General features: G+C 52.5%; 16 protein-coding genes and 1 pseudogene. 11 read left to right on the top strand and 6 right to left on the bottom strand.

Annotation, left to right across the window (positions count from 1 at the left end; genetic code table 11):
* Both P8N76_07030 and P8N76_07025 read right to left on the bottom strand, forming a co-directional pair.
* Nucleotides 1–1860, bottom strand: a 1860-nt coding sequence (locus P8N76_07030; protein MDG2381410.1) for an HlyD family efflux transporter periplasmic adaptor subunit, incomplete at its 3' end; no start/stop codon positions are given.
* Nucleotides 1861–2200: 340 nt separating this feature from the next.
* Nucleotides 2201–5071: a hypothetical protein gene (locus P8N76_07025; GenBank protein ID MDG2381409.1), complete on the bottom strand. Its 2871-nt coding sequence runs from the start codon at nt 5069–5071 to the stop codon at nt 2201–2203.
* Between the two features lie 678 nt (nt 5072–5749).
* On the opposite strand from P8N76_07025, the gene P8N76_07020 reads away from it, so the two are divergent.
* The 7 genes and pseudogenes from P8N76_07020 (at nt 5750) to P8N76_06990 (ending at nt 13619) form a co-directional block, all read left to right on the top strand.
* Nucleotides 5750–5980: a hypothetical protein gene (locus P8N76_07020; protein ID MDG2381408.1), complete on the top strand. Its 231-nt coding sequence runs from the start codon at nt 5750–5752 to the stop codon at nt 5978–5980.
* A 15-nt stretch (nt 5981–5995) separates the two neighbouring features.
* A pseudogene (locus P8N76_07015) lies at nt 5996–6325 on the top strand (peroxiredoxin family protein).
* Between the two features lie 59 nt (nt 6326–6384).
* Nucleotides 6385–7023: a hypothetical protein gene (locus P8N76_07010; GenBank protein MDG2381407.1), complete on the top strand. Its 639-nt coding sequence runs from the start codon at nt 6385–6387 to the stop codon at nt 7021–7023.
* A gap of 101 nt (nt 7024–7124) precedes the next feature.
* A complete protein-coding gene (locus P8N76_07005) occupies nt 7125–7745 on the top strand; it encodes a thioredoxin family protein (protein MDG2381406.1) in 621 nt (206 codons plus the stop codon).
* A gap of 427 nt (nt 7746–8172) precedes the next feature.
* Complete coding sequence (locus tag P8N76_07000; GenBank protein ID MDG2381405.1) at nt 8173–11097, top strand: PQQ-dependent sugar dehydrogenase; 2925 nt, start codon at nt 8173–8175, stop codon at nt 11095–11097.
* Nucleotides 11098–11466: 369 nt separating this feature from the next.
* Nucleotides 11467–12150, top strand: a complete 684-nt coding sequence (locus P8N76_06995) for a DUF1080 domain-containing protein (protein MDG2381404.1) — start codon at nt 11467–11469, stop codon at nt 12148–12150.
* A gap of 29 nt (nt 12151–12179) precedes the next feature.
* Nucleotides 12180–13619 (top strand): D-arabinono-1,4-lactone oxidase, encoded by a 1440-nt coding sequence (locus P8N76_06990; GenBank protein ID MDG2381403.1) that lies wholly within the window; start codon nt 12180–12182, stop codon nt 13617–13619.
* A gap of 140 nt (nt 13620–13759) precedes the next feature.
* Here the strand turns inward: P8N76_06990 and P8N76_06985 are convergent, their stop codons facing one another.
* Nucleotides 13760–15130 (bottom strand): PQQ-binding-like beta-propeller repeat protein, encoded by a 1371-nt coding sequence (locus tag P8N76_06985; protein MDG2381402.1) that lies wholly within the window; start codon nt 15128–15130, stop codon nt 13760–13762.
* 412 nt (nt 15131–15542) lie between these two features.
* On the opposite strand from P8N76_06985, the gene P8N76_06980 reads away from it, so the two are divergent.
* Genes P8N76_06980 through P8N76_06970 form a run of 3 tightly spaced genes read left to right on the top strand, consistent with a single transcriptional unit; the run spans nt 15543 to nt 19362 of the window.
* The gene (locus P8N76_06980; GenBank protein ID MDG2381401.1) at nt 15543–17222 is read left to right on the top strand and encodes a CehA/McbA family metallohydrolase; all 1680 of its coding nucleotides are present in this window, start codon (nt 15543–15545) and stop codon (nt 17220–17222) included.
* Nucleotides 17223–17240: 18 nt separating this feature from the next.
* Nucleotides 17241–18251, top strand: coding sequence for a hypothetical protein (locus tag P8N76_06975; GenBank protein MDG2381400.1), 1011 nt, complete (start codon nt 17241–17243; stop codon nt 18249–18251).
* Complete coding sequence (locus P8N76_06970; protein ID MDG2381399.1) at nt 18238–19362, top strand: Gfo/Idh/MocA family oxidoreductase; 1125 nt, start codon at nt 18238–18240, stop codon at nt 19360–19362. The genes P8N76_06975 and P8N76_06970 overlap by 14 nt, the downstream gene beginning before the upstream one ends.
* Before the next feature lie 54 nt (nt 19363–19416).
* Here the strand turns inward: P8N76_06970 and P8N76_06965 are convergent, their stop codons facing one another.
* Together P8N76_06965 and P8N76_06960 are read right to left on the bottom strand one after the other, a co-directional pair.
* Complete coding sequence (locus P8N76_06965) at nt 19417–20760, bottom strand: MFS transporter (protein ID MDG2381398.1); 1344 nt, start codon at nt 20758–20760, stop codon at nt 19417–19419.
* Between the two features lie 35 nt (nt 20761–20795).
* The gene (locus P8N76_06960) at nt 20796–21908 is read right to left on the bottom strand and encodes a Gfo/Idh/MocA family oxidoreductase (GenBank protein MDG2381397.1); all 1113 of its coding nucleotides are present in this window, start codon (nt 21906–21908) and stop codon (nt 20796–20798) included.
* Nucleotides 21909–22118: 210 nt separating this feature from the next.
* Here P8N76_06960 and P8N76_06955 point away from each other — a divergent pair, with 210 nt between their 5' ends.
* The gene (locus tag P8N76_06955; protein ID MDG2381396.1) at nt 22119–22685 is read left to right on the top strand and encodes a DJ-1/PfpI family protein; all 567 of its coding nucleotides are present in this window, start codon (nt 22119–22121) and stop codon (nt 22683–22685) included.
* Here the strand turns inward: P8N76_06955 and P8N76_06950 are convergent.
* Nucleotides 22679–23500: a TIM barrel protein gene (locus P8N76_06950; protein ID MDG2381395.1), complete on the bottom strand. Its 822-nt coding sequence runs from the start codon at nt 23498–23500 to the stop codon at nt 22679–22681. The genes P8N76_06955 and P8N76_06950 overlap by 7 nt on opposite strands.
* Nucleotides 23501–23579: the final 79 nt, after the last annotated feature.

Genomic DNA, 23579 nt, shown 5'->3' with positions numbered 1-23579 from the left:
GTTGCCCTGAGCACTGTTGCCCTGAGCACTGTTGCCCTGAGCACTGTTGCCCTGAGCACTGTTGCCCTGAGCACTGTTGCCCTGAGCACTGTTGCCCTGAGCACTGTTGCCCTGAGCACTGTTGCCCTGAGCACCACTCTTCGGTTTTCCGCCGCCATTTGCTGGACGCGTGTTGGTCGGTCGCCCCTGTCCGGCTTGACCCGGTCTGCCGCCTGGAGGACCACCCGTCGGTCGCCCCTGTCCGGCTTGACCCGGTCTGCCGCCAGCGGAGCCACGCGGTGGTCCACCGGGGCGTTGAGCAAAGCCAGCACCACCCTCTCGGGCGGTTGCTCCCTGGCCATCGCGAGCACGATTTTGAGCTGCATATTTGCTCACATCCGGTGGTGGTTGATCTTCCTCGAAAGTGAAGCTTTTGAAATCAAACAGGTCGAAGTGTCCGCGCGGATGCAGCACCACTTCGGAGCCCTCTGCCGGCGACCCTTCAGCCGCTTCGTTCACGGCCACAACCTTGTCGTTGGTGGAGGAGATGGCGACCGGGAACGTTGCATACTCATCTCCCGTCTTGACCAAACAAAACGTTCGGCCCTTATGTTCCATGATGGCTTGGACAGGGAGTTGCAACGCATCATTGACATTTTCGATGTGAATTCGCACCTCCGCCGTCAGTCCTGATCGAATTTGCGGTGGTGGGTCAATGACCTGAATTGTTGTTTTGTATTCCTTTGCGGACGAGCTCCACCAACTGCCTGCTTCGGCGTACTTGTTGACCTTGGTGACAACCCCTTCCAGTGACTCGTCCCCAATGGCATCGATCCGAATGGTGCAGGCCATGCCCTCGCGGACCAAACTGATCTGAGACTCGCTGACCTTGGTGGAGACCTGCATCTTAGCTGGGTCGGGCAACCGGATGATGACTTGACGCTCGCGAACCGATGCTCCAGGCTCGACGACGAATTCGCTACCACTGCGACTACTGCGGACGTTGGCGTAGACGACCTGGCCATCCTGAGGAGCCATCGCGGTGCAGGCCGCAATCTGTTCGGTGTATTCCTTTAACGTCTTGAGCTCTTCTTGATAACTCGCTTGCTCATTTTCCCATTTGATCTTGGCGGCTTCAATGTCACTGTCCAGTTGCGTCAGCATCTTTTCCTTGGTGTACGAATCGAGCACATGGAGCTTTTGCTTGGCAAGTTCAAGTTGTTTTCGAGCGGCGTCGACGTTGAACTTCTCGCCTTGGAGTTGGAGGGAGGAGATGAGTCCCCGAGCGACCGAACGCTTGATTGAGTCATAAGACAACTCTGCCTTTTTGAGGTTGTCCTCTGCAACAAAGATCTCGTTCTCGATCGTTTTGCGTTCTTGTTGGTAGGTGCCTTCCAAATACTCTTTTCTCGAAATCACGGCCGTGTCGTAAGCTGCCTTGCTTTGGATCACCAACGTTTCACTGGTTTTCACCAGAATTAATTGTTGTGACTTTGATTGCTCAAGCGCGCTCGAGTCAAACGTGACGAGCCAGTCACCCTCTTTCACGGTGCTTCCCTCAGGAATCACGTCGAGGATGGTCGTCGAGGGTGAGTTACCCCCACTGCGGTTTTTGACGCTACAGCGGACTTCGACATTCTCGGAACTCTCAATTTCACCCTGTTCCAACACGATGTGTTCGTAGGGGCCGCGGGTTAGCGAAGTGAGCAGGGGAGCGTCGATCTTTGCGTTCCGATTTCCACTCTTTGCCCACCAGACGACGGCACCAAGTAACACGACGACCAACAGCGTTGAAACGACCGTCGTGCGTGTTACCCCACGACGATCTGCAAGTCGAGCTTTGGGTCGGCGAGCAGGCCGAGTAGGAGTCAGAAAGTACATAATCACCTCGGCCAAACGTAGGGTAGCGGGGGGCAAGTCGGGGGGAGGTTTCTACGCCGGCGGGACGGTCTTGTCAGTCCGAGCGCTGTCGCAAACTCGTCCTGCAAGCCACCGATGGAGAGAAACCTTACCTAAGTATAAACGCAAATGTGATTGCTGCTTCTACTGCGCGGAATGGTTTGGACGCCTGTCCATCGGACCCATTATTGCTTCTTGAGCCCCGACGACAAGGTCCGATGTCCTGGGGCGTTGGGTTGATAAGGTGGATTGGGGGCTGTGTGGTGGGTCGAATCAGGACAAGATGATCGTTAAATCGGCTGTTTCATCAGCAGATCGTCGGTTAGGCCGCTCCGTTCGGTTTCGGCAGTCGAAAGATACGAATCGGCTCTGTTTCAGATTCTGTACCGCCCGGGGGTAGAATTTCCGGCATTGAGGAGGGGTATTCGTCCGATTCCCTCATCCACATTTCGTCGTCAGGTGAGAGCATGGGATTACCATCCTCTGGGCAATTCGCGATGACGAAAGGGGGATCGCCTCCTCGAATGGGCCCCGGATCGACCCAAAGTCCGAGCGCATCGAGTCGCATGGTACCGAGGTTGAAGTCGAGGAACTGGCGATTGACGTTATAGGTGATCCAGACACCTGTGAACGCATCTTGGGCATTCTGGAGATCGCTGAGAGCCTGAACAATGTCTCGGGCCGCCGTGCCGCTTTGTGCTTCTCCACGAGCTTCATTGAGGCTGGTGATCTCATCATTTAAAACGCTTTGCTCGATAGCGGACAGGACAGCCACGCGCCGAGTTTCAAAATTGAGTTCGTTCAAATTAAGTGTGCGAAGGGTAGATCGCAGGCCTTGGGAAACACGGTCGATGAATTCGTAATAGTTACGACGAGCCTGCTGATAGTCGATGAGTACTTGCCGGTAAGTGTTTCGTTCGATTAACCGCGTGAACGGTGCGTCAAACTCGACGCCCATTCTCAAGCTTCCGGTAGTGGAGCGAAACTTCAGGGGATTGTCACCGACGGTTCTGAGGTCGCCGTCGGCAACGATGTCCAAAACGCCTTCCAGGTCATTGGCGACGAAGGCAATCGCTCGCCAGGTGTTGACGAGTCCGGCACGTGCATTCATCCAATCTAAGCGATTGATGGAAGCAATTCCCAAGGCCTCTTTCATCGATAGTTCGACAGGGATCAGATCAATAGCATCGGTTCGGGCACGCGCTTGAACCAACGAAAGGTCAAGCACATCCGAACTTAGATCTGCCAACAGACCAGGAATCGTGAAGATGACTTCGGATTCCAATTCGGTGTAAATGTCTTCCTTGTCAGGTAGATCCGCTCGGGCTGACAATCGTTCGATTGTCGCATCGAGTTTGGTGATTGTTTCGTCGTATCCCTTGAATTGGGTTTGCAGACGATTGAATTCTTGTTCCAAATCTTTGCTGAGGTTATCGAGTCGGTTGACACTCAAGATGCTGCGGTCGATGTCGGCTGGTAGCCGAGTTTGCTTTTCGATGGCTAATTTCATCTCTTCGCTGAGGACGACCGGGTATTTCTCACTTAAGCGGTGTAACGACTTGCGCCTTTCGGGTAACGCGGCAATTAAAGCATCGATGTCGGCGCGAGCGCGAGCCATATTGTGCGTCATCAAGGTGTTTCTCAATATCTTGATGCGGCCGAGTGCTTTCTTGAGTTCTCCGACATGTCCCTCCAGGGCCTCCGTCCATTCAAGCGTTGCAACCCGTTGACCATCTCGCTCTTCATAATTCACAGCGGCCAGGATTTGTTCGTTCGTCAAGCCGACCATCGCGCTCAAATCTGCGACTTCGATTTGCAGCGGAACAATCGCCGTATCGAGTAGGTTAAATTGATCGAGCAAAGGATCTTCGATCACCACGCCGATGTGGGGCGGGAGGCCTAATTCAATCTTGAAATTGTCGACGGACGACTGGTAGCCGGCCTCGGCACTGGCGAGGGCAAATTCAGTATCGTAAAGCTGCTGACGCGCCTGTGCGATTTGTAAGCGATCGCTGACAACCTGGGTGGGGTTTTCAGGGATCTGCAGGAGGTTTTCGTTCAGCGTCTGCTGGAAGCGAACGACGTTTGCTCTCAAGCCTGCGATGTTGGTTTGTTGATTTCGGATGTTTTGACGATCTTGAAGCAAGCCGTAAAAGCCGCCTACCTGGAGAGCTGCGCCCGCAGCGAATGCGCCGCCTCCACCGAAGACGCCACCCACACCGCCAAATCCACCGCCGACGCCAGTGAAACCCTGGAGCCCAGAACCACCGAACAAGCCACCGATTCGTGACGGGCCACCGACGCCTCCCGCACCCGATGCGATTTCCAAGTAGAAACCACGTCGGAATCGCTCCAGTTGCCGGACATTTGCCAGAAGGTTTCTTTCCGCCAGTGTCAATTGAGTGAGGACTCGATCTTTTCCTGCACCTCGCAAGAGCGGCTGGACAAAAGAAAAATCCACCAGACTGAAGGCGGCGTTGGTGTCGCGTCCGTGAAAGTCCCAAATGATGCTATTGGCGAAGTTGACAATCAGGTCTGCGCCCGTGATGTACGCCTTCTGTACCGCCAGGTCGGAATCGATACGGAGCCCACTGCGTGGTGTGCCACCTCGGTCTTTGCCATTGGCGCGGTAAATAATGTTGCTGCCACCGAATAGCTGGGCGTCGAACTCAAAACGTTCAGCGCTTACATCCAACGCTGAGAGGTAGAGTGACTCGTAGGCTTCCTGGTAGTTCGGCGCATTAATTAGCGCCAGTTCGACAGCGCGGCGTAAATCAAGAACGAGAATCCCGTTCTTATTGAGAGGCAAATACTGCATGTAGTCGGGGTTTTCGACATACGGCGTCGTGCCGTCCTTCGTCCATTTTTGATAGTTCCGCCTGCCGTCAATGCAATACATCAACTTGTCGGATGCGGGATCGTCGGGAGGCATCGGCGGGAAGTCGGGATTGAAAGGGTCATACATGCGAGAACGCGGGTCAATCTTGATGCTGATGCGAGGCGGATCCCAGCGAGGATCATCTGCTTTTTGAGCGATCAACTCATACGCTTCTGCGTCCGCATTTTTTCGATAATAGGATCGCTTGCAGCCGACCGAACTACCGATCACGACGGCCAGCAGCAACAGCGCTAATTGACCAAGGTCAGCAGCTGATTGCGGAGATTGGCTAGGGGAATTCCAGGTTTTTAGCATCTTGATTGTCCAGAAGAATCAGATAGCGATCGACAGACTGCTTTGACCACGAGAACAAACGCTCGCACGAATGTTCGTTTCAATCAGGATTGTCGGATTTCAGTTGGATGGGACTTCAATGTTGTATTGAGTGTTCCGGTTGTAACGATTCTCAGTAAGTCTCAGTGAGTTAGGTGGTTAAGCTGATTTTGCCCTTTTGTTCGCCTTGGGTTGCTCGAAATTTCAAGGCAATGGGGGCGTTCAGCGAGTTGCGATCGTTTCTACCGCTCCATCGAGGGTCGAGACAGGCTGAGAAGCACGATCGCTTGAGAGCCGATTTGCTGTCGTTGCTGTCAGACTCGTTTATTGGCAGCCTGGGTGTCGAAAAAGGAGGGAGTTTTCTTGCAGGAATAGATAAAGGCCCTTAGCTTTTATTCTCGGCGTGATCGGCAATTTTGTGACGAACGGTTTGCAAACGGGCGAAGCTCACCGGTCGAATTACTGTTGAAACGACCGAATTCGCCGGAAGGACGGAGCGATGCTTGAAGAGACATGCTGAAGTTCTAGATGATTGAGATTCTGTACATCGGCTTGCTTAACTTTCCTCGCAGGTTGATACTCGTGAGGGTGAACTTTTCCTGATTTCGTCCGGGGAGCTTTTAAAGGAACTATCAAAAATAGTTTTGCGAAAGATGTAAAATGGTGAATCGAACTCGAGTGACATTGGGGCTATGTTTAACCATTCTGTTGATCGGATTGTGTGGTGCGGACGAGGCTGCCAATCGTGATTCGATGCCCGGCATCGCAGCCGGGGCAGTTGCTCCTGGATTTCGTTTGAAAGACCAGACTGGTCGATTTCGTCAACTTTCAGAATTTGTCAAACCGGATAAATTTGTCGCCTTGGTCTTTCATCGCTCGGCCGACTGGTGACCTTATTGCGTTCAGCAATTGGTTCAATTGCAAAAAGATCGTCAGCAGATCGAGAAGGCAGGTATCCAAGTGATTGCCATCAGTTACGACAGTCCTGAGGTGTTACGCGAATTCTCCATCGCCCAACAGGTCAAGTTTCCCTTGTTGTCTGATGAGTCGAGCCAAGCTATCGATGCCTACCACGTACGGAACGATGACGTTCCACAGAAACGATTTGAGGGAGTCCCTCATCCGGGAACCTTTTTGATTGGTCCAGACGGGAAAGTTAAGGCAAAGCTGTTCTATGATATTCGAAAACGTCATTCGACGAATGAACTTATTCAGGCGTCTCGATCAAATCCGTAAAGTCATCATGAGTGCCCCTCGGTTGATCATGTGGATAAAGGTAATGAAGGAATTCCGTCGTGGCTAGACGCATCATTGTTGTACTTTCGCAAGCAGCTCGCGCAAATTCAACTCAGCGAGATTTTGAGAGTAGTCTCGTGGCAGAACTATTGATGGTTCACGGGTTGGAAGTGACATTGATACCTGACTTGACTCGCCTGAAGCCGGGCGACACGGGACTGTTATGTTTGGAGGGGATCACGAGCGATATGGTAATGCTCAGTTGGATTGATGCCACGCAAGCTCATCAACAACTTGCCCAATTGGAAATACATGGTCGGCCAGGGCGCACTGCTTGGGGGAGCTTGCCGATTGTCGCAGTAGAGCATGCGCGGACGATTTTTCACATTGATCTGCGGGAATTGCCAGCCGTTTCCGATTGTTGTGATGAGATCAAACGCATTCGTGAAGAAGCAACGATGAAGACTTATGACCTAGGCATCACGTTGAATGATCCGGCGACAACGCCCCCTGTGAATGATGTGCCGATTGATTCTCCACCGAGCAGTGAAGACTCTGCCCATGGCAGGAATTCGCTGACTGCTTCGGAATCCTCTTCGGATCACCCGCCTACCGTGAATGAGTCGGATAAAGAGGACGAAGAAGATGAAGAACAATTAGACCGTTGGATGCAACAACTTGATGATTGGGATTCCTAGTTGAGGGTTGTCAAGTCTACAATCAGAGCGTTAGTCGATTGTATCAATAGCAAGCAGTTGGAGAAATATTAGCTTGCCTATCCAGTGACGAGAGGATACTCATGGTTCGGTTTTTCTTGTTGACTGTCGTGGCGTCGACGCTTGTTTCGGCTGCTGTTGCTGGAAAGTACAATCCCGTGCTGAGCGTTGGTGACAAGGCTCCTGCCTGGCAAGGTCTGGTAAACGTTGATGGCAGCAAGCATTCGCTTGCCGATATTAAACAGCCAGTCGTGGTGCTCGTGTTTACCTGTAATAGCTGCCCCTATGCGGTTGATTATGAGGCTCGTCTTAAGTCGCTTGCCGCAGAGATCGATCAGGAGAAGGTCGCGATTGTTGCAGTTAACGTCAATAAGATCGAAGAAGATTTGCCGGCTGCTATGAAGCTGCGAGCTAAAGAGCAAGGCTTTCGTTTTCCCTATCTGTTCGATGGATCTCAGGAAATTGCTCGTGATTACGGAGCAACCTACACCCCTGAGTTTTTTGTGCTCGACGAGAATCGTAAGCTTGTCTACATGGGCGCGATGGATGACAGTACTGATGCATCAAAAGTAACCAAGCGTTACGTCAACGACGCGATTGCAGCGGCCTTGCAGCAAAAGCTTCCAGCAGTCTCCGAAACCGTGGCGATCGGTTGTCGGATTCGTTTCGAACGAATTCGCCGTCGACGTAAAACGTCCCGCTGAAGGGACTGGAGCATTGGATTTCCTGAGCGGACAACGGGAAATGAGTAGCGGGGCTTGACCTGTTTTGCGTCATGATCGCTTTTCCTCTACCTCGCTCGAGATGGGGATTTTGGTTCGCGGATGTGTTTCGCAATATCAGCCGAAAAGTTGCTGCTCATCTACCGGATTCGGTTGGCCAGCAATCAAACGCTGTCGAGATGGTAGCTTGTTTCTAATTATCTATCCTCCAACAGGGCTCGCTTGCTGCTCTGAGGTAATGTCCGATGGAGTTCGATAGGATGCCTTCTTGGGAGGGTTTTCTGGCCGCAAAACTTCTTGGGTTTGATAAACGCCGACTCGCGAGATTGGACTGATCTTCTGATACAATGAGGGCGTCTTGGAAGTGATCATCATTTGTGGGGCAGCGCCGACTATGATTCGAGACCGGATGATTGATATTGTGGCAGCGATCGATTTCGCGTCACGGCGAGCGATTTCGTTGATCCGCTTCGTTTTTTTTGTCGGTTGGATCGCTGTTGCGATCGGCACGGTTGCGATCGGTAGCGAGGAGGAGACGACGGCCAAATCTCGCCGAACCTGGAACCAATCACGGTTTCGCGGGGCTCCCGATCCACCACCCCCGTATCGTGTCGAGCTTGCTTTTCCTGAACTCAAGTTTGCCCAGCCCGTGACGATCACCAACGCGCCGAGGTCAGACCGTCTGTTCGTAGTCGAGGTCGGTGGGAAGGTGTTTTCATTCCCCGATCGATCTGACATCACGCAAAAAGATTTGTTTGCCGATTTGCGATCGTTCATTCCAAATATTTCTCAGACCTACGGGTTGACCTTTCATCCTGAGTATCCTGAGCAGCCGTATGTTTACGTCTGCTATATCCTTTCAGGGAACGCACCTGACGGAAGCGTAATCTCCCGCTTTGAGGTCGACTTCACGGATTTTCCTCGACTCATTCCGTGTAGCGAACGCATTTTGATCCGATGGTTGGCCGGCGGACACAATGGATGTTCCCTGAAGTTCGGTCACGATGGGTTTCTTTATATTTCGACCGGAGACGGGACGGGACCGAATCCACCTGATCTGTTACGCGCTGGTCAAGATGTCACTAATCTGCTTTCTGCCATTCTTCGTATTGATGTGGACCAAACGGATGGTGAGCGAAATTATTCAATTCCGGATAACAATCCATTTGTTGATCTGCCGTCGGCTCGTCCTGAAATTTGGTCCTACGGTTTTCGAAATCCGTGGAAGATGAGCTTTGATCGAGAGACGGGTGATCTCTGGGTTGGCGATGTGGGTTGGGATACGTGGGAATTAATCTATCGGGTCGAGCGCGGTGCCAACTACGGTTGGAGCGTTATGGAGGGTAGCCAACCGATTCATCCAGATGAAAAGCGTGGCCCAACTCCGATTCGACCGCCCGTGACGCAGCACGATCATGCCGAAGCCCGATCAATTACGGGAGGCTTTGTTTATCGAGGCAAATTACATTCGAAGTTAACGGGGACTTATATTTACGGTGATTATGCCACCGGCAAGATTTGGGGTCTGACATACGACGGTAAGCAGTTGACTGAACGACGCGAGTTGGCCGACTCGTCATTACAGATTGTGGCTTGGGGTGAAACCAATGCAGGTGAGCTGTATTTGCTGGATCATCAACGCACCAATCAAATTTACAAGCTTGTCGAGAATGATGCTCAGGATAGCAGCGACCGCTTTCCAGTGCGTTTGAGCGACACTGGCTTGTTTCAATCAGTCGCCGAACATCAACCCGCGGAGGGTGTGCTACCGTACCAAGTCAACGTACCGACTTGGGCCGACGGAATGCAGGCGACGCGGCTGCTCGCGCTGCCCGGAGATGCTCAGATTGGAGGAAATCTCAGCAACCGTTGGACGTTTCCTGACGGAACTGTGATTGCGCGTACTGTTGTAACAGGCCCTGAGCTGCACTCGCGTCGTCTGGAAACGCAAGTGATGCACCGTTATGACGGAACATGGCGACCGTACACGTATGTTTGGAATGAGCAGCAGAATGACGCCTTCTTAGCTCCAACGGAAGGCGCCGATCTGAACTACGTCGGAGCGGCCGGCGATCCGAAAGTTTGGCATGTGGCAAGTCGCGCCGAATGCAAACTGTGTCACTCTCTCAATCTGGGAGCTGTCTTAGGGTTGAATTGGCTGCAAGCCAATTGTTCGGGCGCTCAATCTTCCTCTCAGTTAGACGACTGGTATCGTCAAGGAATTCTCGCCGCGAAACCCCCGGCTGATCAGGCGCATCGTCGGCTTGTCGATCCGCAGGACACGTCTGAGGATTTGTCACGTCGTGCGCGGTCCTATCTACATGCGAACTGTGTGCATTGTCATCAGCCTGGTGGAATCGGCGCTTCTGTGATTCATCTGGATTATGATTTGCCGCTGGAGAAGACATTTCTCGTTGATCAGAAACCAGCGCAAGGAATGTTGGGATTGCCTGATGCCCGAATTCTTGTGCCGCAGGATCCGTATCGTTCTGTGATGTTTTATCGGCTTGCCAAGCAGGGGCCCGGGCGGATGCCTCACGTAGGGGTCACGATGACTGATCCTGTCGGTTTGCAAGTCGTTCATGATTGGATTGCTGAGATGCGACCAACGGGTGACTTGAGGAAAAAAAATGAATGGTCGAATCGTTTTCAGCAACTTCTGACATTGAAAGAACCGGAGACGCATCGGCAACTCATTTCGGATTTGTTATCCACGCCCGAGGGTGCTTTGGCAACGACCCAGAAACTTTACGCGGAGGACTTTCCCACGGAGCTCAAAGATCGGATTGTCGCGCAAAGTCGCACCATGCCCGCTGCATACATCCGAGATCTTTTGGAGCCCTTTTTGCCAGCCGAGCAGAAAAAGCAACGCTTGGGTAATCGGTTTGATGTCGGAAATGTGCTTGACGTGATTGGCGATTCGCAAAGAGGACGACACCTGTATTGGAACGACAACCAAGTGCAATGCCGTTCATGTCACCAAATCTTTGGGAACGGTGGCGATCTCGGGCCGCCACTCAGCGCTATTGGTGGTAAATACAAGCCAGCGGAACTGTTGCACGAAGTGATCGCACCGTCGAAGAAGATTGAACCGGCATTCGTGACGTACGCGGTCGTGACGGATCGTGGTAATGTTTATTCAGGACGCGTCATGCAGCGTAATTCTGATCAGATTGTCATCAAGTTGGTCGATCAAAAAGTGGTCAAGATTCCGATGGACGAGGTGGAAGAAATATCGCCGACCCCAACCTCGCTCATGCCTGAGTATTTGTTGAGGGATTTGGATGCTCAGGAAGCAGCTGACCTGTTGGCTTATCTGATGACGTTAAAGTAGCGGTTTTCGCGTCTCATGCGCCGCTGGAGAAGCTCTACCGGGACACCGGATCATGTTCAGCAGCCTTCCGCCTCGCGCGGCTTACCATGCAATCCGCACACTGGATACCATTTCAACTGGAACTCGGCCATTTTTAGCCGTCTCTCAATGGTGCCACCAGAATCCCTTCCCTTTTTCAGCCGCATGCTACAATCTGGCTTGCCCGCTGCTTAATCGTAGGGTCATTTTTCGGGTGTTGACATGCCCATGTCTCGCCGGGTTTAACGATCAATGAACAGAGGGGTATGCTGAAGGATGAGGCTTCGTTGTTCGATGGGCGTCGCCCGTTCGGTCGGCGCATTTGCTTGGTGAACTTGGAAGGACATTGGAATGAAAAAGGCTGTTGTTTGTTTCGGGTTGATGACGATGTGGATGAGTTCACTTTCTTTATTAGTGGCAGCGGATAATCATCCAGATGTGTCTGGTTGGTCGGACTTGTTCGCTGCCGATTTGTCGAACGGCATTGATACGAAAAAGGTCTGGACAGTCCAGGAGGGTGTGCTGACAGCAAACGCGGATTACTGTTTGTTCACGGACAAGGATTACGATAACTTTGTCCTCGATTTAGAATTTAAGAATGCTGACGGCACGAATAGTGGTGTTATCGTTTACTGTGGCGATATGAAGAACTGGATTCCCAATTCGGTCGAAATTCAAATCGCCGACGATTTCAATGAAAAATGGGCAAAGAGCCCTAAGAGTTGGCAATGCGGAGCCATCTTCGGTCATTTGGCAGCCAGTAAGCAGGTTGTAAAACCCGCGGGTGAATGGAATCGCATGACGATCACCTGCAAGGATCATGATTTGAAAGTGGTGTTGAATGGCGAAATCGTGACCGAAATGGATTTGCGTAAATGGAAATCCGCGCAGAAGAATCCCGATGGAAGTGAAATTCCGCCGTGGTTGAGCACGCCGTTTGCCGAATTACCGACTCATGGACGAATCGGACTACAAGGTAAACATGCGGGCGCCCCAATCTATTTTCGCAACATTAAGATCAAAAAAGTCGATTAGTTGGATCGCAGCTTTTAATGGCGGGTGCCGTGTCAGTCAAGAAGACGAGTGATGTCACGAACTTTGGTCGAAACATTCGGTTTCGACCGAGTTATTGCTATGCACCCGACAGTGAACAGGAAGTGCTGGATATTCTAGCACGACATCAGGGGGAGTCGTTCCGTGTTGTTGGACGTCTACACTCTTGGAGTCCGCTTGCTGTGACGTCCGGGGTTTGTCTCGATCTGCGAAAGCTGAATCAAGTTCGGATACAAGATGACGATGGTCGTGTGCTGGCGACTGTCGGGGGCGGCTGCCAGATCAAACGAATGCTTGTGGAATTGCGTCGCCTGGCAAATGTGACGTCGCCCTCGGTCGGGTTGATTACGGAGCAGACGATCGCCGGCGCTATTTCGACCGGAACCCACGGCTCAGGTAAACACAGTCTGTCACATTATATGCGCGAAATTCGCGTCGCAACTTACGATTCGAATGGCCAACCCGAAATTCGTTCGTTCGATTCGGGCGACGAATTGCGGGCGGCCCGATGCTCGCTTGGCTTGTTGGGCATTATTCTTTCTGTCAGTTTTGATTGTCGGCCTGCGTATCTCGTCGAGGAACATGTTCGATTTCACGACTCACTCTCGCTTGCAGTCGCGGAGGAAGCGGCTTATCCGTTGCAGCAGATATTTGTGATTCCTTGGTCGTGGCATGTGTTCGGTCAGCATCGACGTGAAATCGACGGAAAACAAAATTCACTCGCTTATCTTGCTCGGATCTATTGGCTGCTTGGGATCGATATTGGCTTGCATCTGATTTTACTGACGCTGGCCAAGCTGCTTCGCTCAAATACGATTACTCAATTCTTTTATCAGAAGATTTTCTCTGGGCTTGTATTACAGAATCTCAGGATCGTGGATGAGTCCGAACGCGTCTTGGTGATGGAGCACGAATTGTTTCGACACATCGAAATGGAATTGTTCGTGCCATGTGACAAACTGGCGGAAGCCGTCGAATTTGTCAAAGATGTGATTCGTGGTTTCGGTGGGCGAATGCAAGATGTTACTCGAGCTGGACGCGAGCAACTCGAGCAAATGAATCTTTGGGATTCACTGGTCAAAAGATCGGGAACCTATTGTCACCATTATCCAATTTGCATTCGTCGGATTCTTGCCGATGATACGCTGATTTCCATGGCCAGCGGCGATACCACCTATTACTCGATCAGTCTGATTAGCTATCAACGTCTCTCGGATCGTGACAACTTCGATCACTTCACGAGGTTTCTGGCCGACGCGATGGAGGGGCCGTTCAAGGCGCGGGTTCATTGGGGAAAACTCTGCCCCCAAGATGCTGGCACGCTCCAACGGCTCTATCCACGCTTGGAGGAATTTAAGCGGATTTGCGAGCAGCACGATCCACAAGCTGTGTTTCGTAATTCCTTTGTGGCTGATCGACTAGGACTGCCAAGCCCCGACAAGGTCGATTAGAACGACTTGAAGCTGCAGCCGTGGAAACACAGCTCTGAAAGCGTGTGACTCGGGAAGATGACAATTTCCAAGTGCCTGCTCTGATCGTCTTTCAGGATTATTCGTCGTTGTCACGGGAAAGGTGCATTGCCAGCGGGGCTTCACGGATCCGCACGATCTTTTTTCGGCGACTCGTCGTTCTTTAAGCAGTAGAGATAATTTTGTCCACGCAGGAAGAGTTCTTCACCGACCAAGGCGGGGGACGCGCTGAAATGATCGTTCAGCTGATTGAGTGATAGCACTTGAGGGCGTTTGTCATCGCTCAGCACTAAAGCGGTTCCGTCCAAATCGACGAAATAGATTCTCCCTGCCGCTGCTACCGGTGACGCATAAATGTCACGAATCGGTCCCAGACGAAAGGGGCCTGCTGTTTCCTGCCCTGTACGCGCGTCGAGTCGGGTAAGGATACCCTGATAGTGTCGCAAAAAGTAAATCGCCCCTTTGTACAAAAGTGGTGAGGGAACGTAGGGAGTCGCGCGAGTCCGAGTCCAAGCGACGTTGTTGCTGCCGGTGATATCGCCTGTTGCTCCGTTCAGTCGAATCGCAAGTAACGCTCGAGTGTCATAACTGCTGCCGGCAAACACCATGCCATTGCCTGCCACCGGAGATGCGACGACATTTGCTGACAACCCGCCACATTCCCAAAGTGTTTTTCCTGTCTCCAAATGATAAGCTCGAAGGCGATCCGTGCCGCTCACAATCAATTGCGGTACACCCTCGTGAACGACAACGATCGGGCTTGCCCATGAAGTAACCTCTTTTCTCTCGGATCGCCACAGTTCTCGTCCCGTTCGCTTGTCGAAGGCCACGATGAAGGATTGGCCTTCATGATCCCAGTTAACCGCTAAGACGTTTTGGTGGAGCACCGGAGAACTGCCTTCGCCGTGTCCGTGCTTGGTGTTTTGTAAGCCAAGCTGTTTACTCCACACTGTCTTGCCATCGCGGTCCAAGCAATAGAGCCCGTAAGATCCGAAAAAGAAAAAGCTGAGCTCCCCATCGGTAGCGGGAGAGTTCGAGGCCAAACTGCCACTGAAATGGGCGCCCTCGTGGGGAAGTTGTTCATTTAAGATTTTCTTCCATAGCAGGCTGCCGTCGTTTCGATTAACGGCAACTGCTACGAACTGTTGCCGATGAGTGATCGGCGAGTTGTCATGTGCACCGGGAGCATCGCTGTAACGGGGCGGGAGCGGTGTGCCAGTCGGAATTGCCGAAGATAGGTAGATCTGATCACCCCAGACGACCGGAGTTGAGTGACCTAAGCCGGGTATCGGCTGCTTCCATTTAACATTCTTCGTTTCACTCCAAGACGTGGGCGGATTTGCAAACGGAGCGACTCCATTCGATAGAGGGCCTCGCCATTGCCCCCAATTATTCAGGCGATTGGTTTTGTCTTCAGCCGAGGAACTGTTTCCAACGAACGACGCCAGTAGTAGGGTCGCTATGACTTGATGGAATAACCGGCGCGTTGTCATGATGGAAACGGGTTGAGAGAGATGTTGGAACGAGGAGCAACGCATTACTAGTATAGCTGATCGACAAGTGTCTGAAAGATATTTGCCTTGGAGAGCATGGTGAGCCCTCTCGGTCCGCTGAGAATGAAGCGTACGTGTCATTCTCTGATCCACGCGAATCCCCTCAGCGATTGGTGCACAAATACGCTGGATTGGTTTCGGGCTGGAAGATTGGCCCAGCGAATTTCCTCCGTGGATAAATGAGATTCCTCCTGGATTTAGCGTTGTTGCACCCCTCGGGTCGATTCCAGTGAGGGTGCCGGGCCGTTATGATGATTGGCATCCTTGGAGGCTGCTGGTTGCTGAGTGGTATCTAGTGAATCCTGATTGACCATGCGGTAATGAGATCGGTCGAGTTTGGGTGGCGCGTACGATGTTCCAACTCCATTTGATGATGCGGTACTGTTTGATCTTGCTTTGGCTGGGTTTGGCTGGAGTTGATTGGGTGAGAGCAGCTGAATTCGTTGGAAGGGTTACCGATGCAAGCAGCGGGGCCTCGTTGCCTGCCCGCGTCTATGTTCGAGAGCTTGCAAAAGATCAGTGGTTGTTCGTGAAATCGATCTCGCAGGAAAAACGGTTGACTGCGGTTCCCTATTCTGAGCAATGGGTGCCGCATCCGGAGTCGGTTGAAATTCACACGACGATTTCAGCTGACCCCTTTCGCGTTGAACTCAATCCGGGCTCCTATGAAATTCGCGTCGAGCGTGGAAAGGAATACTTGCCCTCCGTTCATCGCGTGACGGTCACGGATCCTGAGGCCTCCTGGAAGCACACGTTTGCTTTGCAACGCTGGATTAATATGGGGGAACGAGGCTGGTACTCGGGGGAAACCCATGTTCACCGTCGCGTCCGCGAATTGCCAAATGTGATGTTGGCTGAGGATTTGAATGTGGCTTTTCCGGTCACTTATTGGACCATTCAAGCCGGGCAGGCTCCTGATCTTTTGCCCTCGACTTTACGGAGTCAAGGTCCATCTCCATGGGGTAATCGTGTTGATTATGGTCATGCTCCAATCCCGATTGATGCGACGCATGTCATTTATCCTCGAAATACAGAGTACGAGATATTTCGGATCAACGATCGCCCGCATCTGCTGGGCGCTATCTTTATTTTGAATCACAAAACTCGTTTTAGTGATGCCGTACCACCGATCCGAGAGGTAGCCCGTAAAGCTCACTTGGAAGGGGCCTTGTTGGATCTCGACAAACACAGTTGGCCTTGGGCGATGATGTTGGTTCCGATCGCAAAGATTGACTTGTACGAGCTTGCGAATAACAGCTTGTGGAAGACAACTTTCGGTTTTAGGAACACGACGATCAAGCCGGCTCCCTACATGAAGATTGCGATCGGCCAGTCGGGAATGACGGAATGCAATTGGATCGATTTTGGTTTGCAGAATTACTATGCCTTGTTGAACTGCGGTTTTCGGTTGAGGCCGACGGCGGGAACCGCATCGGGAGTGCATCCGGTCCCGCTGGGGTTTGGACGCGTTTATGTGCAAATGCCGAAAGGTTTTGACGGCGGGAAATGGATCGAGGGGCTCAATGCGGGCCGGAGTTTTGTAACGACGGGGCCAATGGTCGATATTCGTGTCAACCAACGCTTTCCGGGCCACGTTTTTCAGGTTGATGAAGCCGATCGAGCTTTGTTGCAGGTTCGCGGTGACGCGTCCTACTCGCGACCGCTTGATACGATCGAACTCGTGCTTAACGGCGATGTCGTTGCCAAAATCCAACCTCAAAATGTTGCGATGCCAAACGGAGCATTTCGTTCAATCATTGACCAGCGTTTGACGATTGAGGAGTCAGGTTGGTTGGTGCTTCGATGTTTTCAAGAGACCGATGGGCACGTTCGATTTGCTCACACGGCTCCTTGGCATGTGGAAGTCGGAAACAGGCCCGTTCGGCCAAAACGAGTTGAGGTGCAGTATTTGGTCGACCGAGTTTCCCAAGAAATCGATCGAAATCGCGACGTTTTGGCACCGGCTGCGCTCCATGAATTTGAATCTGCGTTGCAAATCTATTCAAAGATGATGTCACGGGCCCCACGGTAGTTTTACACCCGGAAAGGAATGAGTGTGACCGCAAAACCGATCCGTATCGCCCTGATTCAGAGCGATTGTGTTGACGAATACTTCGAGGCTCTGCGCAAGCTTGAATCGGTGGACTGTCATGCGGTGGTACCGAATGATCGATCTGATCCAGCGCTTCAAAGCTTGGCCGATCCAAAATCGATCATTGGCATCGAACGGCTGTTTGAGAACGCGGCAGATCGATTCGATGTTGCGGTTGTTGACTCTCCTCTTCCCATGCGAGCGGAGATTGCACGCCGATTGGCGGAAGCGGGTAAACCCAGTTGTTTGAATTTCCCACCTGCCAGCCAAGCATCGGAATGGAATGAATTGTGCGCTGTATTTCAGCGAACTGGAGTTCCCTGGATGGTTGCCAATCCTTGGCGATGTCATGCCTACCTGAATACGATTCAACAGAGTCTTGAATCGAATCAACTGGGCAGGCCCGGACTTTTACGAGTCCACCATTGGGCGCGTCGACCGGCGATAGGACGACTTGACCAGGTTGGAATCGTGTCGCTTGCTGCCACGCAACTCGATGTGGCTTGTTGGTTGTTCGGAGGACGCCCAACGAGTGTGTATGCCGTTGCTTTGTCCCAGAGTTCTCCATCGTCTGATCATGCGATGGATGAGCGGACTGGAGGCTTGCAAATTCATCTCGGATTCGCCGACGGCGGGATGGCCCAGATTGGATGCGTCGTTGCTCCGCATTGCCAACCTTATTCAATGGTGACTCTCGTTGGATCACAAGGAGCAGCTTATGCGGATGATCATCACAACATGAACCTCTTAATCGGTGAGCGAAATGAATCGCTGTTGGTGGAGCAAAGGGCAGACAGTATCGCGCGGCTGTTAGATACGTTGTCCGATTGTTTTGGTGAGTTTGATGACCGGCGCGTTTGCACCCCTGCGGAACTCACCGTGGTCTATCAGGTTGCGCAGGCGGTTGCGGAATCACTGGGAAATGGAAAAGCGGGAGTATGGGACGGAGAACGTTATGAGTTCAGTTGATCATCGACGAAAGTTACAAGTGGCTGTCCTGAGCGTGGTGAAACACGATTATGTGCCGCGTGGTATTCTATCGCACCCTCGCTTTCAACTGTCGGTCGTCGCGGATGATCCTCAGCAGCCTGACTGGGTGCACGAGCGTAATCTGAAATTTGCCGATGAGTTTGGGGTGCCCTATGTGCGCGATGTTGAGCAAGCGATTTCCCAGTTTCGACCGGACGTTGCCGTGGTTAGTTCTGAGGCGGAACGGCACTGTGATTTGAGTGTGCGAGCTGCCAACGCCGGTTTGCATGTTGTCCAGGACAAGCCAATGTCGACTGACTTGACCGAGTGTGATCGAGTGGTGGCAGCTGTGGAAAACGCCGGCGTAAAATTCATGATGTGGAATCGGAATTTCTTGCCCGCTATCATTCAGGCCAAGCAAGTGATTCGTGAAGGCAAGCTTGGGCAATTACTGGCAGTGCATGTTGACTTCTACTTTGCCAAGGATGCTGGGCCTCCCATCGGAAGTCGAGCGTCAAATCAGCCCCCGATGGATTGGTTGGAGGCATTGAAAGCCGCACATGTGACCGGAGCGGATGGAGGAGTGGGCAGAAGGGCCATGGGCGAGCTCGAGGTCGAGGGTATCTATCCGCTGGCCTATATTGAGTCACTCACCGACGCCGCGGTGAAGCGTGTCTTTGCTCGGACAACTTCCCACTTTCACCAACTACATCACGATAATCACGTCGACGATTTGGCGAGCGTGACTCTTGAATTCGAAAATGGATTGGTGGGTACCTTGTGTATTGGGCGTATTGGTAACGCCAGCCATCCAGACATTGGTGAAATCAAGCTTCATCTCGTGGGATCCAAGGCGTCGCTCGTTGTGAGCGAAGCTCGCCCCGAAGTCGCTGTTTATTATCGCGGTCAACCTGAATTGGAGTTTCCCCATGCCCGAATCGCCAATCACAACGATTGGTTGTTGGCGGATGAATTCGCCAGGTCAATCGACGAAGATTGTCCAACACCGCTTGGTGCAGAGGCGAGTCGTGATATCTGCGCAACGGTGCACGCCGCGATCGAATCTGGAAAGACCAATGCGGTGGTGATTCCCGCGAAATCGGTGCGTTGAACGACTTCGCTTTTGTTCTTTCAGGCACTTAGCGGGGCGACATTCGCCGCTGGATCAATCCTGAAGCCCTTGCTTTGAGGTGTCTGGAGCAAACCAGATGACGACCATTCCCAGTAAGTAGATCACGCTAGTCAGGCGTCCGATTTGAGCGTAATCGCCGGCGTAGGTTTGCCCTAACAGCAGGGATGCGATCAAGATTCCAATCACCGTCGCAATCCGTCCAAAGTTAAATCCAATGCCCGCTCCCGTTGATCTGACTCGTGTGGGAAACAGCTCCGGCAAACACAATGGCAACCATCCAAAGAAGAAACCGCTGAAAAGTCCTAGTGCACCCGTCCACCAAAGAAAATCAGCCGCCAGCGGATTGGAAAGCCAGAACAAACATTGGGAGCAGATGAAGCAAGCAAACGATAATAAAAAGTAGCAACGTCGACGTCCGATGATGGTTGCCACAGCTCCACCCAACAGACTGGCAAGTGATCCGGGAGCTGATCGTGCGAGCACGGCACGAGCTTTCAGTGCGGGGTCGGGCGCTCGCTGTTGCGACTCCGTGATACGCGCATCAGCGGTGGGTGCCTCCTCGTTGTCTGGCATGGCGGGGGCGGCCTCTTTCGTTGCTTCACCGACTTGACTGGCCCACGCATTGGCCCAATTGGCATTGCCCCAACCGCCAAACAAGGGAACTGTACCGAGGGCGATTGCGATCAGCGTAATCCGTAGCAGAGGCGTTTGAAAGACTTCGACCAGCGGCGACTGGTCCTGTGTCGATTCTTGTTTTTTGACCGCAGCGAGCCAACGTGGCGATTCCGGGACGAACAGAGCGACGAAAACTGCGAGGCCGATGGGGACGAAGCAGATCAGCATTACCCATCGCCACTCATCAGTGGTCACATGAACAAAGCAGGTCAGAATTGAAAACAGCATGATTCCGACGTTGGCAGCCATACCGATCACACCCGCCAACATCGGGCGTGACATGTTGGGCCACGCTTCGGAAACCAATGCGATGCCGTTCGGCCACATTCCCCCGACGCCGATACCTGTCAGAAAACGTAAAACTAATAGCTGTCCCGGTGAATTGGCAAAGTAGGTGAGTCCAGCGAAGAGTGAATAGCAGGCGATGCTCAAGGCCATGGCCTTCTTTCGCCCCAGGCGATCACCAGCCCAGCCGAGCCCATATCCTCCGGCAGCCGCACCCAACAAGAAGCCACTGGTCAAGATGCCGTACCATTGAGCCAATTCTGCTTCGGTCGGATTAACGAGCAACGACTTAGCAGCTTCACGCATGACGATCGATGAAACGGCAAGCTGGACTCCAGCCAGGAGCCAGCCGAGGAATCCAGCTGTGACGACGAGGTAACGTCCATTTCTCGATAGACCCGATTGGTCAGCGTTCATCGATAGTTCCTTCTAATCCATGAGGTCCAATTCATCTAGTCGGCGGATTCAAATTCCGAGAGCTTTACCCATTCGCCCCGCTGGGCAGAAGCCAAGGCCGCATCGGTGAAGATCTGGACTCGCCAGCCGTCGTAGAGTGTTGGATGATCGGTTGTCGAATTGGCTTGACGCAGTGCGGGGAAGACATGGTTCTTGAATCGATTGCAAAATCCCGTATCACTAATGGTTTCCAGTGAACGCGCTAGCTCAGAACTGTCCGCCAAGCGAATTTCACCCGTGTTTCGATCGACTGAAAGTGAGGCTTTCGTGCCGTGGATTTCTAGCTCAGGGGAGAATCCTTTGCGAATGTAACTCGCATGCGAGAGCAGAATGCTGCCCACAATTCCACTCTTGAATTCAACGGCGATCTGGGCATAGTCGGGTACCGAGCCGGTTCGCGTTGCTCCGGCCTCGCCGGCAGCGTGCGTCTCACCCCAATCAATGGCTTCCGTTAGATCGATTGATCCTAAATCGGGTTTGGGTGGCATGATGGTGCGAGCATCTGTTAAGACTTGGTTGGCTTCATCGTTGAGCAGAAAACGCAAGGTGTCATAAATGTGAGATCCGACATCAGCGATGCTTCCGGCTGCTGAAAGGTTGGCGTCATCGCGCCAGGTGAAAGGCATTGCCACTGGCCGCGGATTGTGCCATCGATAAATTACATTGCGGACCTCCCCCAGTTTTCCAGCTTCGATTAGCTGGCGGGCCCGCACAAACACCGGCACATACCTTGTCCAGAAAGGTACGTAACTCGCGACACCGCTGCTTTGGACAGCACGATACATCTCCGTCGTATCATGAATGGTCTTGCTGACGGGCTTCTCGCAAAAAACCGCCTTATTTAACTCGGCTGATGCCAGAACCGGTTCACGGTGCAAGGCGTCGGGAGTTAAGACCATTACGAGATTTACCTGCGGATGTTCGACGACGGCCTGCCAATCGGTCGTTGCTAGTTCCGCGCCATCGGTTGCTGCGGCTTGCTCAAGTCGATCGCGTCGGCGCGCACAGACGGCAATGATTTTTGCCTCATCGCCGCATTCGCGAATCTCTTCACGGTAGGGCGTGCCAATATAGCCCGTTGCTCCGATGATCCCGATTCCAAATTTCATCGCGTTCCTAGATCCCATCGCGTTTCTAGATCAGAGTTGGTTGTTGATCAGCTACCCATTGTAGGCGAATCGATCGGCCGTTTGTGTTGCCAGACCGATAAAATATGAGGCGATCTCATCCGTGAAATGAGGCGAGTCACCACCAATTCGAATAGAATGGCCAGATCGGAAGGTAAGTAGCATGGACCCACATGGCAGGTGGATATGAGAATGGCGAATATATTGATGCCGATCGGCGACGGAACAGAAGCTTTGGATACTTTTTATGCCTATTACCGACTGCCCGAAGACGGATTCAATGTGGTGGTGGCGGGCCCCGAGGCGAGACTCTATCACACGGTCTTGCACGAAATTCCACCGAACCCGAATGTCCCCTGGGACATTACGCAAGAACGCCCCGGTTATCACCTGCAGGCAACGGTCGCTTTCCGTGACTTGGACGCGAATTCATTTGCTGGCATGTTTGTTTCGGGCGGACGAGCGCCGGAATATCTCCGCTATGATACCGATCTGTTGTCGGTAATGAACGCCATTTCAGTGGCGGAAAAACCGATTGCCTGTTTATGCCATGGAATTGAGCTGCTGACTGCTGCCGATTGTATTCGCGGTAAACAGGTGACCACCGTGCCCAAATGTGCGATGGATGCGGAGCAGGGGGGGGCGACCTATGTCGATCAACCTTGGGTGGTCGATGGACAGCTTGTGACAGGACGCGGTTATCAAGATAACACGGAAGTGTTGCGCGAGTTCTTGCAAATGCTGGCGAACAATCAGTGAGATGATCGCAGGAATTGCGCCGTTGCAGCAGCTGATTCTTGCGGCGTCTGCCCTTCCGGTGCGCACTGGTGGACTGTGATGGATCCCTGGTATCCAATTTGCTGTAGCCCTTGTTGGACTCGAGCAAAGTCGATGCCGCCTGGGTCATGGATTTGAATGATGTCGAATTCGACCGGGCCACGACACCAGGTGTTGAGCGTGACTGAACCGCCGGAACGGATGATTTGATTTTGTAGGTAGACGTTGAAAATCTTGGGCGCGAGGCGTTCGAGGGTCTGCGGTCCGTAGTCTTGGTCACACAATTCGAGATTTGCAGGCTCGTAGATGAGTCCAAAATTGGGCCGATCAATCGCTGCCAAGCTGCGTTCTATATTCTCGATCGTTTCGAACAGACTAAGTGTGTGGCATTGGTGAGCAAGCCGAATGCCTCGTTCCGCCGCTTCATCCGCTGCACGCTGTACGTGAGGAATATCCGCATCTTTCTTGATCGCGACACGGACTAAGGGTGCCTCGAAACGCTCGGCCACATCGAGGTAAGGGGTGATGTTTCGCAAGCAATCCGGGCCCTGGTCATTGTTGTAAACGATCGCGAAATCAGGTGTGGCCATGCTGACGTCCAGCTCGCGGTCCTTTAACGTCTTGACCGCCTCATCGATTTGGTCGGCTGACGATTGGATTCCGATTTGAGAGGCTCGCATGCAAATGGCGTCATATCCGGCCGCTACGGCCAAGTCGGCAACTTCTGCCAAGGTCAAAATCGCTTCTTCTTTGGAAAGGAAGCCTTCGGCAATTCTTACAGACAGCGAGAGTTTCATCGTTTTGTGATTGTTTGAGGTGCTTAAATACAAGTCAGAAAGCGCGCTAGCCCTGTTTTCGGCTGGCTCCCCAACGTTG

The sequence above is a fragment of the Pirellulaceae bacterium genome, from assembly GCA_029243025.1.
Lineage (GTDB): Bacteria > Planctomycetota > Planctomycetia > Pirellulales > Pirellulaceae.
Note: the sequence above shows the minus strand (reverse complement) of the source record. Positions and strands in the feature narration are given on the sequence as shown.

Coding starts and splice junctions, on each gene's coding strand:
- P8N76_07025 (MDG2381409.1), bottom strand. CDS start 5,071: ATGCTAAAAACCTGGAATTCCCCTAGCCAATCTCCGCAATCAGCTGCT.
- P8N76_07020 (MDG2381408.1), top strand. CDS start 5,750: ATGGTGAATCGAACTCGAGTGACATTGGGGCTATGTTTAACCATTCTG.
- P8N76_07005 (MDG2381406.1), top strand. CDS start 7,125: ATGGTTCGGTTTTTCTTGTTGACTGTCGTGGCGTCGACGCTTGTTTCG.
- P8N76_07000 (MDG2381405.1), top strand. CDS start 8,173: ATGATTGATATTGTGGCAGCGATCGATTTCGCGTCACGGCGAGCGATT.
- P8N76_06995 (MDG2381404.1), top strand. CDS start 11,467: ATGAAAAAGGCTGTTGTTTGTTTCGGGTTGATGACGATGTGGATGAGT.
- P8N76_06985 (MDG2381402.1), bottom strand. CDS start 15,130: ATGACAACGCGCCGGTTATTCCATCAAGTCATAGCGACCCTACTACTG.
- P8N76_06980 (MDG2381401.1), top strand. CDS start 15,543: ATGTTCCAACTCCATTTGATGATGCGGTACTGTTTGATCTTGCTTTGG.
- P8N76_06975 (MDG2381400.1), top strand. CDS start 17,241: ATGAGTGTGACCGCAAAACCGATCCGTATCGCCCTGATTCAGAGCGAT.
- P8N76_06970 (MDG2381399.1), top strand. CDS start 18,238: ATGAGTTCAGTTGATCATCGACGAAAGTTACAAGTGGCTGTCCTGAGC.
- P8N76_06965 (MDG2381398.1), bottom strand. CDS start 20,760: ATGAACGCTGACCAATCGGGTCTATCGAGAAATGGACGTTACCTCGTC.
- P8N76_06960 (MDG2381397.1), bottom strand. CDS start 21,908: ATGAAATTTGGAATCGGGATCATCGGAGCAACGGGCTATATTGGCACG.
- P8N76_06955 (MDG2381396.1), top strand. CDS start 22,119: ATGGCGAATATATTGATGCCGATCGGCGACGGAACAGAAGCTTTGGAT.
- P8N76_06950 (MDG2381395.1), bottom strand. CDS start 23,500: ATGAAACTCTCGCTGTCTGTAAGAATTGCCGAAGGCTTCCTTTCCAAA.